This window comes from Paraburkholderia sp. CNPSo 3076 (assembly GCF_026343935.1).
Taxonomy (GTDB): Bacteria; Pseudomonadota; Gammaproteobacteria; order Burkholderiales; family Burkholderiaceae; genus Paraburkholderia; species Paraburkholderia nodosa.
The window spans coordinates 33,223-46,192 of sequence record NZ_JAPMAL010000019.1 but is presented as its reverse complement, the minus strand read 5'-3'; the positions used below and the strand labels follow the sequence as shown (position 1 = coordinate 46,192).

Genomic DNA, 12,970 nt, shown 5'->3' with positions numbered 1-12,970 from the left:
TTTGCGCTGAGTCTGGCGGACTTCACTGGCCGCCGAGCCGGTACACGTAACGCAGTGCGGTGATGTCGATGCCGCCCATGCGGTCGGGCTCCGAGCCCGAATAGGTCCAGCCCTGGCGCTCGTAGAACGCAATCGCTGGCGTGTTGCCGTCGAGCACGTAGAGATAGAGCTGCGTCTCGCCCTGGGCGCGCGCCCAGTCCTGCGCCGCGCGCATGAGCCGCTTGCCGACGCCGGTGCCTTGGTGCGCCGGCAGCGCATGAAGATTGTCGAGCAGGACGCCCCAGGGAGAGCCGGGCTGGCGTTCGACGCACACGAAGCCCACGGCCGCACCCGATGCAAGCTCGGCGATCAGGACGAGCCGCCGTTCGCTGCCTGGCGCTTCCATGCGCGCGCGCCAGTAAGCCGCGCGCTCGGCGTCGACTTCGCGTTCGAGAAACGCAGCGGGCAGCAGTGCGCGATACGTGGCCTGCCAGCTTGCGGCATGCATGGCGGCGAGCAAGGGAGCATCGGCGACGGTGGCCGGGCGCAGCGTGAGGGCTGGGATGTCGGTCATGCGGATGGCGGACGTGTGGGCGTCTGGATCAGGGCGCGCGTCGGGGGCCGCGCGCCAAGCCCTGCTGCAAGATATTTTGCCCCATTCGAGGACGCTCGCGGCGGGGTCGCCCGCAATGAAAGAATAATGAATTTATATCGTAATAAAAATGGAATAATTGGCCTTTGTTGATGCTTTTTGCTAGCCTCTTTCAAGGAAATGCCCGAATATCTGAGTCCCGGCGCGTATCGCACAATAAAATACCTGCGCGCGCGCCCGCGCGACCCTCGTTTTACCGCGAGTGATTGTTTTTCACTGTCCCGCGAGCCGCTCAGGCTTCCCGGACAGTCCCTTCAGAGAGTGTCATGTCTACCGCGTCCCACGCATCCCCAGGCGAATCAAAATTCCGGACCGTTTTCCGCGTCGTCAGCGGCAACTTCCTGGAAATGTACGATTTCATGGTCTACGGCTACTACGCTTCGGCGATCGCCCGGACCTACTTCCCGAGTGACAATGCGTTCGCTTCGCTGATGCTCACGCTGTCCGTGTTCGGCGCGGGCTTCCTCGTGCGTCCGCTCGGCGCCATCATCCTCGGCGCGTACATCGACCATCACGGCCGCCGCAAGGGCCTCATGCTAACGCTCGGCCTGATGGCGTTCGGCACGCTCGCGGTCGCCGTCGTGCCGGGCTACGCGACCATCGGCATACTCGCGCCGGCGCTCGTGCTGCTGGGGCGGCTGCTGCAGGGTTTCTCGGCGGGCGTGGAACTGGGCGGCGTCTCGGTCTATCTCTCCGAAATCGCGACCAAGGGCAACAAAGGCTTCTACGTCTCGTGGCAGTCGGGCAGCCAGCAGGTCGCCGTGGTGTTTGCCGCGCTGCTGGGCGTGCTGCTGCATCGCCTGCTGCCCGTCGAGCAGATGACGAATTGGGGCTGGCGCGTGCCGTTCCTCATCGGCTGCCTGATCGTGCCGTTCCTCTTCATCATTCGCCGCTCGCTCCAGGAAACGGAGGAGTTCGCGAAGAAGAAGCATCGTCCGTCGATGGGCGAAATCATGGCGTCGATGGTGCAGAACTGGGGCGTCGTGATCGCCGGTATGGGCATGGTCATCATGACCACCGTGTCCTTCTACCTCATCACCGCCTACACGCCGACCTTCGGCAAGGAAGTGCTCAGGTTGAACGAGATCGACACGCTGATCGTGACGGTCTGCATCGGCTTGTCGAACCTCTTCTGGCTGCCGGTTTCCGGCGCGGTTTCGGACCGTGTGGGCCGCCGCCCGATGCTGATCACCTTCACCGTGCTCACGATCCTCACCGCCTATCCCACGGTGCAGTGGCTCGTGGCGGAGCCGTCGTTCGGCCGCCTGCTCACGGTCGAGTTGTGGCTGTCGTTCCTCTACGCCTGCTACAACGGCGCGATGGTCGTGGCGCTCACCGAAGTCATGCCCGCCGATGTGCGCACGGCCGGCTTCTCGCTTGCCTACAGTCTCGCGACGACGATCGGCGGTTTCACGCCGGCGATCTCGACCTACCTCATCCACGTGAGCGGCAACAAGGCGGCGCCGGGGGCTTGGATGGGCGTCGCCGGCGTGTGCGGCCTCATCGCGACGCTCGTGCTCTATCGCACGCCGGAAGCGCGCAATCAGTACAAGGCTGCCTGATCGGCGGATTGACCGATTGAGCCGGCACTCTCGCGGCGAAAGCAATAAAAGGACGGGGCGCTCAGGCGCTCCGTTTTTCATTGTGCCGCTTACGCGTCGCGCAACTCGCTCGCGACCGCTTCCACGACTTCCGCCCATGCATGTGGGCGTGGCTGACGGACGAGCCGCGCGTGCGGGTACCACGGGCTTTCGTCGGTGCCCGCAAACCAGCGCCAGTCCGCGGCGAACGGCAGCATGACCCAGAGTTTCGCGCCCAGCGCGCCCGCGAGGTGGGCGATCGAGGTATCAATCGACACGACGCCGTCCAGACGTTCGATCACGGCCGCGGTATCCGCGAAATCCTGCAGCTTGCCGCCGAGCCGGTGGATCGAGCGTGCCCGTGGATGCGCGTCGAGCGCCGCGTGTTCCGCGGCGCTGAGTTCGGGTTGCAGGACGATCCAGTCGATACCTTCGAGCGCGAAGAGCGGTTCGAGCGCGGCGAGCGCAATCGCGCGATTCTCGTGCTTCTGGATGCGTCCGGACCACGCAAGGCCGATCTTGCGCCGCGCCTGGCCGCCCAGCGAGCCGCGCCACTTGCGCCCGTAGGCCGCGCTGGTGTTGAGGTAGGGCGTGCGCGCGGACAGTGTGTCGATGCTCGTGCCGAGCGCGAGCGGCAGCGAGAGGAGCGGGCAGTGCAGGTCGGCGGCGGGCCGGGGCGTGCCCTGCGCGACGAGCGTGACGCGCCAGGCTTCCGCTGCGGGCGCGATGAGCGGCACGAGTGCGCGCTGCACTTCGAGCACGACGCGTGCTCCGGTTTTCTGTGCCGTTGCGACGACTTGGGGCACGAAGCGCACGAATTGAAGTGTGTCGCCGAAACCCTGTTCGGCCTCGATCAGCAGCGTGCGTCCGTTCAGGGGCTCGCCGTGCCAGCGTGGCAGCGTGCTTTGCGTCGTGCGCGGCGCAATCGGCGCAATCGGTGCGTTCACCTGCGGGGGCAGGATGTAGCCTGCGCCGCGCGGTGCGTTGGCGTGTGCCTCGTCGCGTGCGGCCGGATCGAGCCGCCATTCGTACTCGGGCAGTCCACGCCGGAAGTCGCCGAGCGTGAGCCACGTGAGCGCGCGATTCAAGTGCGCGGCGGCCAGATCGGGCCGCACGCGCAGCGCTTCGTCGAAGGCGCGCAGCGCGGCCGCATGCCGGCCGAGCGCGTGATGCGCCACGCCGAGCGCGAGCCAGGCGAGGGCAAATTTCGGATCGAAGCCGATCGCACGCTCGTAGGGCCCGATGGCTGCGTCGTGGCGGCCGAGCGCGACAAGCGCATTGCCGAGCCCGAACAGGGCCGGCGCGAAATGCGGCTGCAGCGAAAGCGCCGTTTCGAAGGCAGCCACGGCTTCGCCGTGATGGCCGGTCGCGTCGAGCGTATTCGCAAGATTGAAATGCGCGGCGACGAAGCGCGGCTGCACGCGCAGCGCCTTCTGGAATTGTTCGACCGCGCTCGCGCTGTCGCCAAGCGCGTTGAGCGACATGCCGAGGTTGTTGTGCGCCCCGGCGTGGCCCGGGCGGATCTTGAGCGCGCGGCGAAACGAGTCGGCGGCTTCGGCATGGCGGCCGAGCGCGTGCAGCGCGTTGCCGAGATTGTTGTGCGACGAGGCGTCGCCGGGCTGCAGGCGCACGGCCTGTCCGAACGCGTACATCGCGTCCTCGTGCCGGCCGATCACCGCATAGGCGTTGCCGAGGTTGTAATGCGCGAGGGCAAAGGCGGGCGCGAGCGTGAGCGCGTTGCGAAAGCGCTCGATCGCGCCTTCCAGTTCGCCGAGCGCCTTGAGTGCGTTGCCGAGGTTCAGCTGGAGCGCGGCGTCGTCAGGGCGCAAAGCGACCGCGCGACGCACGAGGTCCGCGGCTTCGGCGTGCTGGCCTCGCTGATGCCGTAGCACGCCGAGCAGATGCAGCGCATCGACGTGCACGGGATCGGCGGCGAGCGTCGCGCGGTAGTCGCGCTCGGCGTCGTCCAGCCGGCCGTCGCGATGTGCGGCGTACGCGCGGACAAAAAGCTGTTCCATGACTGAAGAAGCAAAACGTTCGGGACACAAAGGCGGCATTTTCCCATACTCGCGGACTCGTTCCCGAAGTTGGCCGAATGTTGATTGAAAGTTGACTGGCATCCGTTGCTGAACTAACATTTGAACACCTGTTCATATGTATCGTGTGTATTCATGACCCCAGTTTCCGATGACGAGCGCGTCGTTCCGCTCGCCGACCTCTTCCGTCTGCTCGGCGACGCCACGCGCCTGCGTATCGTGCTCGCCTGTGTTCGGGACCGGATCGCCGTGGGGGCGATTGCCGACACGCTCGGTTTGTCGCCGTCGCTGGTGAGTCACCATCTACGGCTTTTGCGCGCCGCGCGCGTCGTGCGCGCCGAACGCGAGGGCAAGCAGGTGTTCTACGCGGCTGCGGACGCGCATATCAGCGCGATGATCGCCGGCATGCTGGAACACGTGGCCGAGCCCTCGGCGCAATGGCAGGAGGGCGCATGAGCGCAGCGGATCACGAACACGCACAAGACGCCGCAGGCGCCAGCAAGCACGAGGGCGAGCACGACCATGATCACGATCACGCCCACGGCCATGCCCACGACGCCCACGCGCCGCACGGGCATGGTCACGCGCACGGCCGCCATCACCATCATCACGCGCCGGTCGCGGGGCACGGCCGCGCGTTCGCCATCGCCGTCGCGCTGAACGTCTTCATCGTCGTCGTGCAGACGGTGTATGGCGTGCTCGCGCATTCCACCGCGCTGCTCGCCGACGCCGGCCACAATCTCTCCGACGTGCTCGGCCTGCTGCTCGCCTGGGGCGCCGCGTGGCTCGCAACGCGCCGTCCGTCGGCGCGCTTCACGTTCGGGTTCGGCAACTCGTCGATTCTCGCCTCGCTCGCCAACGCCGCGCTGCTCCTGCTCGCGTGCGGCGCGATCCTCGCGCAAGCGCTTGGCCGCCTGTTCCATCCGGCGCCGGTCGCGGGCTTCGACGTGTTCGTCGTGGCGACCATCGGTATGGTGGTCAACGGTTTTTCGGCGTGGCTTTTCATGCGCGGGCAAAAGGACGACCTGAACATTCGCGGCGCCTTCCTGCACATGGCCGCCGACGCCGGCGTTTCCGCCGCCGTGGCCGTGAGCGGTCTGCTGATTCTTGCGACCGGCTGGAGCTGGATCGATCCGCTCATGTCGATCGCGGTCGTGCTCGTGATCGTGTACGGCACCTGGGGGCTGTTGCGCGAGTCGGTGCGGCTTGCCCTTGCGGCCGTGCCCGAGAACGTCGACATCGTGCGCGTGCGCGGCTTCCTCGCGCAGCAGGAGGGCGTAGTCGATGTGCATGACCTTCACGTCTGGGCGCTTTCGACCACGGGCTGCGCGCTGAGCGCGCACCTCGTGATGCCGGCGGGGCACCCCGGCGACGCCGCGCTCGATCATATGGTCGAATCGCTCCAGGTCCGTTTCGGCATGCGGCACGTGACGTTGCAGGTGGATCTCGGCACGAGCGAGCATCGCTGCGCGCTGGAGATGCCGGACGGCGCGCACAGGCACACGCAAGCGCACGGGCATCCGCACGCGCACTGAAGCGCGGCCATTCGCGCAGCGCCTTCTCGCGCCATTCAGAGCGCATTTGATGCGCTGCCGCGCGACCGGTCCCGGCGCGGGCGATACACTACGTAGCGTGTCGAGCGCATGGAGGTCTGCATGGCCGTGGCTTCTTCTCTCGCGCCCGTGCTCATCGTGGGCGCGGGCCCCACCGGGCTTGCCGCCGCGATGAGTCTTGCGCGTGCGCATATCCCCGTGCGGCTGATCGATCGCGCGCCGCAGCCCGGACGCCACTCGCGGGCGATCGGCATTCAGGCGCGCACGCTCGAACTGTTCGAGCAGCATCGGATCGTCGAGCCGTTTCTCGAACTCGGCCACCGCGCGCATATCGCGAACCTCTATTCGAACGGCCAGCGCCGCGCGCGGCTCGACTTCGATCCGCTCTTCACGCGCTATCCCTATCTGCTCTTCATTGAACAGACGGTTACCGAACGCATCCTCGGCGGGCATCTCGCGACGCTCGGCGTGGAGATCGAGCGCGGCTGCGAGCTGCTGGAGTACACCCAGGGCTCGGCCGGCGCGAGCGCGGAAGTGCGCCGCCCCGACGGGCGCGTCGAGTCGCTGCGCTGCGCTTACGTGATCGCCGCCGACGGCGCGCATAGCACCGTGCGCCATCGCCTCGACATGAAGTTCGACGGCGAGACGATGACGCAATCGTTCCTGCTCGCCGACCTGAGCGCGAGCACGCCCTGGTCCGACGACGAGTTCCACATCTTCGCCTCGGGCGACGGTCTCGCCGCACTCTTTCCGTTCGGCCACGGCCGTTACCGCCTGATCGCCGATCACAAGGCCATGCTGCCCGCCGCGCCCGAAGGCACGATCCCCGTGCCCACGCTGGAGGAATGCCGCGACATCATCCTGCAGCGCGTGCACCATCCGGTGTCCGTCTCGGACATGAGCTGGGCGTCGTACTTCAGCGTGAACAGCCGCATGGTGCGGCAGTTGCGCGTCGAGCGCACCTTCTTTGCCGGCGACGCCGCGCACGTGCACAGCCCCGCGGGCGCGCAGGGCTTGAACACGGGCATCCAGGAAGCCTTCAATCTGGGCTGGAAGCTCGCCCGCGTGCACGCGCGCGGCGCGCCCGAGCGCCTGCTCGACACCTATCACGCGGAGCGTTATCCGATCGAGCGGCTCGTGCTGCAGCAGACGAGCTTCATGACGCAACTGGTGGAAGCCGATCACGGCCCGCTCAAGCTGCTGCGCGAGCGCGTGATGCCGGCGCTCGTCGCGCTCGGGCCGCTGCGCGACGCGGCGCGCCAGGCGGTGAGCGAGCTGTCGATCCAGTATCGCCGCAGCCCGCTCACGCTCGAGCGCGTGCTGGACGGCGGCCCCCGCGCGGGCGAGCGCGCCCCGGACGCCTTCGTGCGCGTGGTGGACGGTCCGCTAGGCAAGGCGCCGGGCAAGGGGCGCATCTTCGATCTGCACGACCCGGCGTGCTTTTCGTTGTTCCTGCTGGTGGAGGGCGACGCCGACGCTGCAGCGGTGAAAAACGGCGCGGAAGTGAGCGCCGCGCTCAAGCGATTTGCCGAAGCCGTCGAGCGGCTGTTTCCGCAGGCGCTGCGGATCTGGTGGATCGCCGAACTCGCCAACGGCGAGACGCCGCTGGCGGGCGAGGGCGCGGCCTCGCTAAGCGAATCGTACGGGCGCACGCGGCCCGCGTATTATCTGGTGCGGCCCGACGGCTATATCGGCGCGCGGGGGCGTCCCACGTCGGACCTCAATGCGCTGCTGCGCCACTGCGAGACGTGGTACGCAGCTGCGGGCTTTGGACAGGCGCCGCCGGTCTGAACCGCGCGGCGCCGTGCGCCTCATGTGACGGGCCGGCTGGCCAGGCTCAAGCCGCCGCGGGCACCAGCGCCTCGCGATACTTCGTGAGCGAGGCGCGCACGATCTCCGTGAAGCCCGCCTGCTCGCCTTCGCCATCGAGCGCCGCGAGCAGTGTGCGGCGCATGCGCGGCTCCCAGAACTTGCGGATGTGCTCCGCGATGCCCGTGAGCGCTTCCTCGCGATCGGGCAGCGAGTCGAAGAACATGCCTATCTGGTTCGCCATTTCGATCAAGTGATCAGCTTTCATCGCCTTATTTCCCTGAGGTGGCAAGCGCTTCGCGCTGGCTCAGCAGCTCGAGCTGGGTCGTATTGAAGCGCGAGTATTCGCGCTGCCACTCCGAGGGCTGCTGCACGTGGCTGACCTGCACGGCCGTCACCTTGTACTCGGGGCAGTTCGTGGCCCAGTCCGAGGCATCCGTGGTGATGACGTTCGCGCCCGACTCGGGGAAGTGGAACGTCGTATAGACCACGCCCGGCTGCATGCGCGTGCTGACTTTCGCGCGCAGCACCGTATGGCCCGCGCGCGATTCGATGCCCACCCAGTCGCCGTCGCGGATGCCGCGGTCTTCGGCGTCCACCGGATGGATCTCGAGGCGGTCCTCCTCGTGCCAGCGCGAGTTCTCGGTGCGGCGGGTCTGCGCGCCCACGTTGTACTGCGAAAGGATACGGCCCGTCGTGAGCAGGAGCGGGAAGCGGCGCGTGACCTTCTCCGGCGAGGCGATGAACTTCGTGATGACGAACTTGCCCTTGCCGCGCACGAATTCGTCGATGTGCATGATCGGGGTGCCTTCGGGCGCTTCTTCGTTGCACGGCCACTGGATGCTGCCCATCTCGTCGATCTTCTTGTACGAGACGCCGTGGAACGTGGGCGTGAGGCGCGCGATCTCGTCCATGATCTGCGACGGATGCGTGTAGTCCATCTCGTAGCCGAGCGCACGCGAGAGCAGGATCGTCACTTCCCAGTCCGAGTAGCCGGCGATCGGCGGCATGACCTTGCGCACGCGCGAGATGCGGCGCTCGGCGTTGGTGAACGTGCCGTCCTTTTCGAGGAACGACGAGCCCGGCAGCAGCACGTGCGCGTACTTCGCCGTTTCGTTCAGGAAGATGTCCTGCACGACGATGCACTCCATCGACGAAAGCGCCGCCGCCACGTGCTGCGTGTTCGGGTCGGACTGAACGATGTCCTCGCCCTGGCAGTAGAGGCCCATGAAGGTGCCGTCGAGCGCCGCTTCGAACATGTTCGGAATGCGCAGGCCCGGCTCGCTTTGCAGCGCGACGTTCCAGGCCGCCTCGAACTCGCCGCGCACGATCGAATCGCCCACGTGGCGATAGCCCGGCAGCTCGTGCGGGAACGAACCCATGTCGCACGAGCCCTGCACGTTGTTCTGGCCGCGCAGCGGATTCACGCCCACGCCTTCGCGGCCGATGTTGCCCGTGGCCATCGCGAGGTTGGCGATGCCCATCACCATCGTCGAGCCTTGCGCGTGTTCCGTGACGCCGAGGCCGTAGTAGATCGCCGAATTGCCTTGCTGCGCGTAGAGGCGCGCGGCGGCGCGCACCTGCTCGGCGGGCACGCCGGTCACTTCGGCCATCGTTTCGGGCGAGTTTTCCGGCAGCGAGACGAAATCGCGCCATTGCTCGAACGCGCGCGTTTCGCAGCGCTCGGCCACGAACGCTTCATTCACGAACCCTTCGGTGACGATCACGTGCGCGATCGAGTTGATCATCGCGACGTTGGTGCCCGGGCGCAGCTGCAGGTGATGCTCGGCCTTCACGTGCGCGGTGTCGACGATGTCGATGCGGCGCGGATCGACGACGATCAGCTTCGCGCCCTGACGCACGCGGCGCTTCAGACGCGAGCCGAAGACGGGGTGGCCGTCGGTGGGGTTCGCGCCGACCACCATGATCACGTCCGAGTGATCGACGGAAGCGAAGGTCTGCGTGCCCGCCGATTCGCCGAGCGTCGTCTTGAGACCGTAGCCGGTGGGCGAGTGGCACACGCGTGCGCAGGTATCGACGTTGTTGTTGCCGAACGCGGCGCGCACGAGCTTCTGCACGAGGTAGGTTTCCTCGTTCGTGCAGCGCGATGACGTGATGCCGCCGATCGAATCGCGTCCGTGCTTCGCCTGAATGCGGCGGAACTCGCTCGCGGCGTAGTTGATCGCTTCGTCCCAGCTCACTTCGCGCCACGGATCGGTGATCTTCGCGCGGATCATCGGCTTCTTGATGCGGTCCTTGTGCGTCGCGTAGCCCCACGCGAAGCGGCCCTTCACGCAGGCATGGCCTTCGTTCGCCTGGCCGTTCTTGTGCGGCACCATGCGCACGACTTCGTTGCCCTTCATCTCGGCCTTGAACGAGCAGCCCACGCCGCAATAGGCGCAGGTCGTCACGACCGAGTGCTCGGCCTGGCCCAGCATCACGACGGTCTTTTCCTGCAGCGTGGCGGTCGGGCACGCGGCCACGCAAGCGCCGCACGACACGCATTCCGACTCCATGAACGATTCGTTCGCACCCGCAGCCACGCGCGATTCGAAACCGCGACCGGCGATGGTCAGCGCGAACGTGCCTTGCGTTTCTTCACACGCGCGCACGCAACGATTGCAGACGATGCACTTCGACGGGTCGTACGTGAAGTACGGATTCGATTCGTCCTTTTTGTCCTTGAGGTGATTCGCGCCGTCAAAGCCGTAGCGCACTTCGCGCAGGCCCGTCACACCGGCCATGTCCTGCAGCTCGCAGTCGCCATTGGCGGGGCAGGTGAGGCAGTCGAGCGGGTGATCGGAGATGTACAGCTCCATCACGTTGCGGCGCAGCTTCTGCAATGGATTGCTTTGCGTGCGCACCTTCATGCCCGCTTCGACGGGCGTCGTGCACGAAGCGGGATAGCCGCGGCGGCCTTCGATTTCCACGAGACACAGACGGCACGAACCGAACGGTTCGAGCGAGTCGGTGGCGCAGAGTTTGGGCACGTTGATGCCGGCCTCGATGGAGGCGCGCATCACCGAAGTACCGGCCGGCACCGTCACGGACTGGCCGTCGATTTCGAGCGTGACGTCCACGTCGGCGTGGACCAGCGGCGTGCCGAAATCGGTTTCGTCGAAGGGCGAGCGTTGCTTCTTTGCCTGGGACTTGCAGGCGCAATTGCCGGAACCGCAACCACCGGCTTGGGACATGAGCGTGTCGGACATGGTGGTTCCTCGTTCAGGCGGCCGCCGGTTGTTGGCCTGCGTGTTGGGCGACGGGTTCGAGACCGAAATCTTCCGGGAAATGGTTGAGTGCGGACATCACGGGGTAGGGCGTCATGCCGCCCATCGCGCACAGCGAGCCGGACACCATCGTGTCGCACAGGTCGCGCAGCAGCGTGACCTGCTTTTCGGACGTGTCGCCCTTGCGGATCTTCGCGATCACCTCGACGCCGCGCGTCGAGCCGATGCGGCATGGCGTGCACTTGCCGCACGATTCGAGCGTGCAGAACTCCATGGCGTACTGGGCGAGTTCGGCGAGATTCGACGTGTCGTCGTGCACGACGAGGCCGCCGTGACCCACGACCGCGCCAACGGCCGCATACGCTTCGTAGTCCATGGGAATGTCCCACTGGCTTTCCGGCAAATAGGTGCCGAGCGGGCCGCCCACCTGCACGGCGCGGGCCGGACGGCCGCTCGCGGTCCCGCCGCCGTAGTCGACCATCAGTTCGCGCAACGTCACGCCGAACGCAAGCTCCACGAGCCCGCCGCGCGCGATATTGCCCGCGAGCTGGAACGGCAGCGTGCCGCGCGAGCGGCCCATGCCGAAGTCCTTGTAGAACGCCGCGCCCTTTGCAAAGATGATGGGCACCGTGGCGAGCGTGATGACGTTGTTGATGACCGTGGGCTTGCCGTAGAGACCGGCGAGCGCCGGCAGCGGCGGCTTGGCGCGCACGATGCCGCGCTTGCCTTCGAGCGATTCGAGCAGCGCCGTTTCCTCGCCGCACACGTAAGCGCCCGCGCCCTTGGCCACGAACAGCTCGAAGCGCTTGCCGCTGCCGAGCACGTCGTCGCCGAGCCAGCCCGCCGCGCGCGCGCGCTGGATGGCTTCCTCGAGCGCCGCGATCGAATGCGGATACTCGCTGCGCACGTAGATATGGCCAACGGTCGCGCCCACCGCGATGCCCGCGATCGTCATGCCCTCGATCAGCACGTACGGATCGCTTTCCATGACGAGGCGGTCGGAGAACGTGCCCGAGTCGCCTTCGTCGGCATTGCAGACGATGTACTTCTGGTCGGCTTGCGCATTCGCGACCGTGCGCCACTTGATGCCGGCCGGGAACGCCGCGCCGCCGCGGCCACGCAGGCCCGACTCGACCAGTGCTTCGCAGATATCGGCGCCCGTCATCTTCAGCGCATTGCGCAATCCTTCGAGGCCGCCGTGGGCGGCGTAGTCGTCGGTGGAAAGCGGGTCGGTAATGCCGATGCGTGCGAACGTGAGGCGCTGCTGCTTGCTCAGATACGGAATCTGCTCGACGAGGCCGACGCTGCGTGCGTGCTGGCCGCCTTGCAGGAAGCCGGCGTCGAAGAGTGCGCCCACTTCATCGGGTTCGACGTTCGCATAGCCGACACGGCCATCGGGCGTTTGAACTTCGACGAGCGGTTCGAGATAGAGCAGGCCGCGCGAGCCGTTGCGCACGATCTCGATGCTCGCGCCGCGCGCGGCGGCTTCGCGTTCGATGGCCTCGGCGATGGCATCCCCGCCGAGCGCGAGGGCCGAGGAGTCACGGGGAACGTAGATGCATGTCATGCGGCCTCCTCGGTGCGGACGGTCGCGAGCGCGGCAGCGTAGAGCTTGTCGAACTTCTGCGGGGTCACTTTTGCGTGCAACGTGCCGTTAATCATCATGGCGGGCGAGAGCGCACATTGGCCGAGGCAATAGACGGACTCCAGCGCGACTGGACCTTCATGCGCGTGCGCGTGTTCGGCGTCGTGGCCGTGCTGTCCGAACCGGCAGCCGGTATGGGCCTCGACGTGCTGCGCGAGCGCCTCGCTGCCCATGCTGCGGCAGGCCTCGGCGCGGCACAGCTGGACCGTGACCGGCGCGGGCGGGGCAGTGCGGAAATGGTGATAGTAGGTGATCACGCCGTGGACCTCGGCGCGCGAAAGATTCAGCGCCTTCGAGAGCGGCGCGACTGTGGCTGGCGGCACGAAACCGACTTCGTCCTGGATCGCATGCAGGATCGCAAGCAGCGTGCGGCCTGGCTGCGCGTGACGCAGGACGAGATCGCCCGGCGCGCTAACAGTTGTCTCTTCCATCATGGGGCATCTCCTGGGCATATATGCACTTGTTATTCATAAACTGTGCATCTATGCT

Annotated in this window: 10 protein-coding genes; 4 read left to right on the top strand and 6 right to left on the bottom strand. The window is 66.8% G+C overall.

Features of this window, described 5'->3' with window-relative positions; translation table 11 throughout:
- Nucleotides 1-22: 22 nt before the first annotated feature.
- The gene (locus M3A49_RS22280; protein WP_254351985.1) at nucleotides 23-553 is read right to left on the bottom strand and encodes a GNAT family N-acetyltransferase; all 531 of its coding nucleotides are present in this window, start codon (nucleotides 551-553) and stop codon (nucleotides 23-25) included.
- 344 nt (nucleotides 554-897) lie between these two features.
- On the opposite strand from M3A49_RS22280, the gene M3A49_RS22275 reads away from it, so the two are divergent.
- Entirely contained in the window at nucleotides 898-2,193 is a 1,296-nt protein-coding gene (locus M3A49_RS22275) for an MFS transporter (protein ID WP_254351984.1), read from the top strand.
- An 89-nt stretch (nucleotides 2,194-2,282) separates the two neighbouring features.
- Here the strand turns inward: M3A49_RS22275 and M3A49_RS22270 are convergent, their stop codons facing one another.
- Nucleotides 2,283-4,229, bottom strand: coding sequence for a tetratricopeptide repeat protein (locus M3A49_RS22270; protein WP_266230936.1), 1,947 nt, complete (start codon nucleotides 4,227-4,229; stop codon nucleotides 2,283-2,285).
- Nucleotides 4,230-4,382: 153 nt separating this feature from the next.
- On the opposite strand from M3A49_RS22270, the gene M3A49_RS22265 reads away from it, so the two are divergent.
- The 3 genes from M3A49_RS22265 to M3A49_RS22255 all read left to right on the top strand — a co-directional run bounded on the left by M3A49_RS22265 (nucleotide 4,383) and on the right by M3A49_RS22255 (nucleotide 7,591).
- Nucleotides 4,383-4,703, top strand: coding sequence for an ArsR/SmtB family transcription factor (locus M3A49_RS22265; RefSeq protein ID WP_266230934.1), 321 nt, complete (start codon nucleotides 4,383-4,385; stop codon nucleotides 4,701-4,703).
- Nucleotides 4,700-5,782 carry a cation diffusion facilitator family transporter gene (locus M3A49_RS22260; RefSeq protein WP_266230933.1) on the top strand — a complete coding sequence of 361 codons (1,083 nt, stop codon included), beginning with the start codon at nucleotides 4,700-4,702 and terminating at the stop codon, nucleotides 5,780-5,782. Before M3A49_RS22265 ends, M3A49_RS22260 begins: the two co-directional genes overlap by 4 nt.
- Nucleotides 5,783-5,902: 120 nt before the next feature.
- Complete coding sequence (locus M3A49_RS22255) at nucleotides 5,903-7,591, top strand: FAD-dependent monooxygenase (RefSeq protein ID WP_266230931.1); 1,689 nt, start codon at nucleotides 5,903-5,905, stop codon at nucleotides 7,589-7,591.
- A 46-nt stretch (nucleotides 7,592-7,637) separates the two neighbouring features.
- On the opposite strand, the gene M3A49_RS22250 is transcribed toward M3A49_RS22255, so the two are convergent.
- The 4 genes from M3A49_RS22250 to M3A49_RS22235 are packed head-to-tail and all read right to left on the bottom strand — an operon-like array spanning nucleotide 7,638 to nucleotide 12,912.
- Nucleotides 7,638-7,877, bottom strand: coding sequence for a formate dehydrogenase subunit delta (locus M3A49_RS22250; protein ID WP_254351980.1), 240 nt, complete (start codon nucleotides 7,875-7,877; stop codon nucleotides 7,638-7,640).
- Between the two features lie 4 nt (nucleotides 7,878-7,881).
- Nucleotides 7,882-10,818, bottom strand: a complete 2,937-nt coding sequence (gene fdhF, locus M3A49_RS22245) for a formate dehydrogenase subunit alpha (protein ID WP_266230928.1) — start codon at nucleotides 10,816-10,818, stop codon at nucleotides 7,882-7,884.
- Nucleotides 10,819-10,831: 13 nt separating this feature from the next.
- Nucleotides 10,832-12,403, bottom strand: a complete 1,572-nt coding sequence (locus M3A49_RS22240; protein WP_266230926.1) for a formate dehydrogenase beta subunit — start codon at nucleotides 12,401-12,403, stop codon at nucleotides 10,832-10,834.
- Entirely contained in the window at nucleotides 12,400-12,912 is a 513-nt protein-coding gene (locus M3A49_RS22235; protein WP_266231211.1) for an NAD(P)H-dependent oxidoreductase subunit E, read from the bottom strand. The genes M3A49_RS22240 and M3A49_RS22235 overlap by 4 nt, the downstream gene beginning before the upstream one ends.
- Between the last annotated feature and the right edge of the window lie 58 nt (nucleotides 12,913-12,970).

Excerpts from the sequence above, each read along its gene's own strand:
- M3A49_RS22280 (WP_254351985.1), bottom strand. The coding sequence starts at position 553 with ATGACCGACATCCCAGCCCTCACGCTGCGCCCGGCCACCGTCGCCGAT.
- M3A49_RS22275 (WP_254351984.1), top strand. The coding sequence starts at position 898 with ATGTCTACCGCGTCCCACGCATCCCCAGGCGAATCAAAATTCCGGACC.
- M3A49_RS22270 (WP_266230936.1), bottom strand. The coding sequence starts at position 4,229 with ATGGAACAGCTTTTTGTCCGCGCGTACGCCGCACATCGCGACGGCCGG.
- M3A49_RS22265 (WP_266230934.1), top strand. The coding sequence starts at position 4,383 with ATGACCCCAGTTTCCGATGACGAGCGCGTCGTTCCGCTCGCCGACCTC.
- M3A49_RS22260 (WP_266230933.1), top strand. The coding sequence starts at position 4,700 with ATGAGCGCAGCGGATCACGAACACGCACAAGACGCCGCAGGCGCCAGC.
- M3A49_RS22255 (WP_266230931.1), top strand. The coding sequence starts at position 5,903 with ATGGCCGTGGCTTCTTCTCTCGCGCCCGTGCTCATCGTGGGCGCGGGC.
- M3A49_RS22250 (WP_254351980.1), bottom strand. The coding sequence starts at position 7,877 with ATGAAAGCTGATCACTTGATCGAAATGGCGAACCAGATAGGCATGTTC.
- fdhF (WP_266230928.1), bottom strand. The coding sequence starts at position 10,818 with ATGTCCGACACGCTCATGTCCCAAGCCGGTGGTTGCGGTTCCGGCAAT.
- M3A49_RS22240 (WP_266230926.1), bottom strand. The coding sequence starts at position 12,403 with ATGACATGCATCTACGTTCCCCGTGACTCCTCGGCCCTCGCGCTCGGC.
- M3A49_RS22235 (WP_266231211.1), bottom strand. The coding sequence starts at position 12,912 with ATGGAAGAGACAACTGTTAGCGCGCCGGGCGATCTCGTCCTGCGTCAC.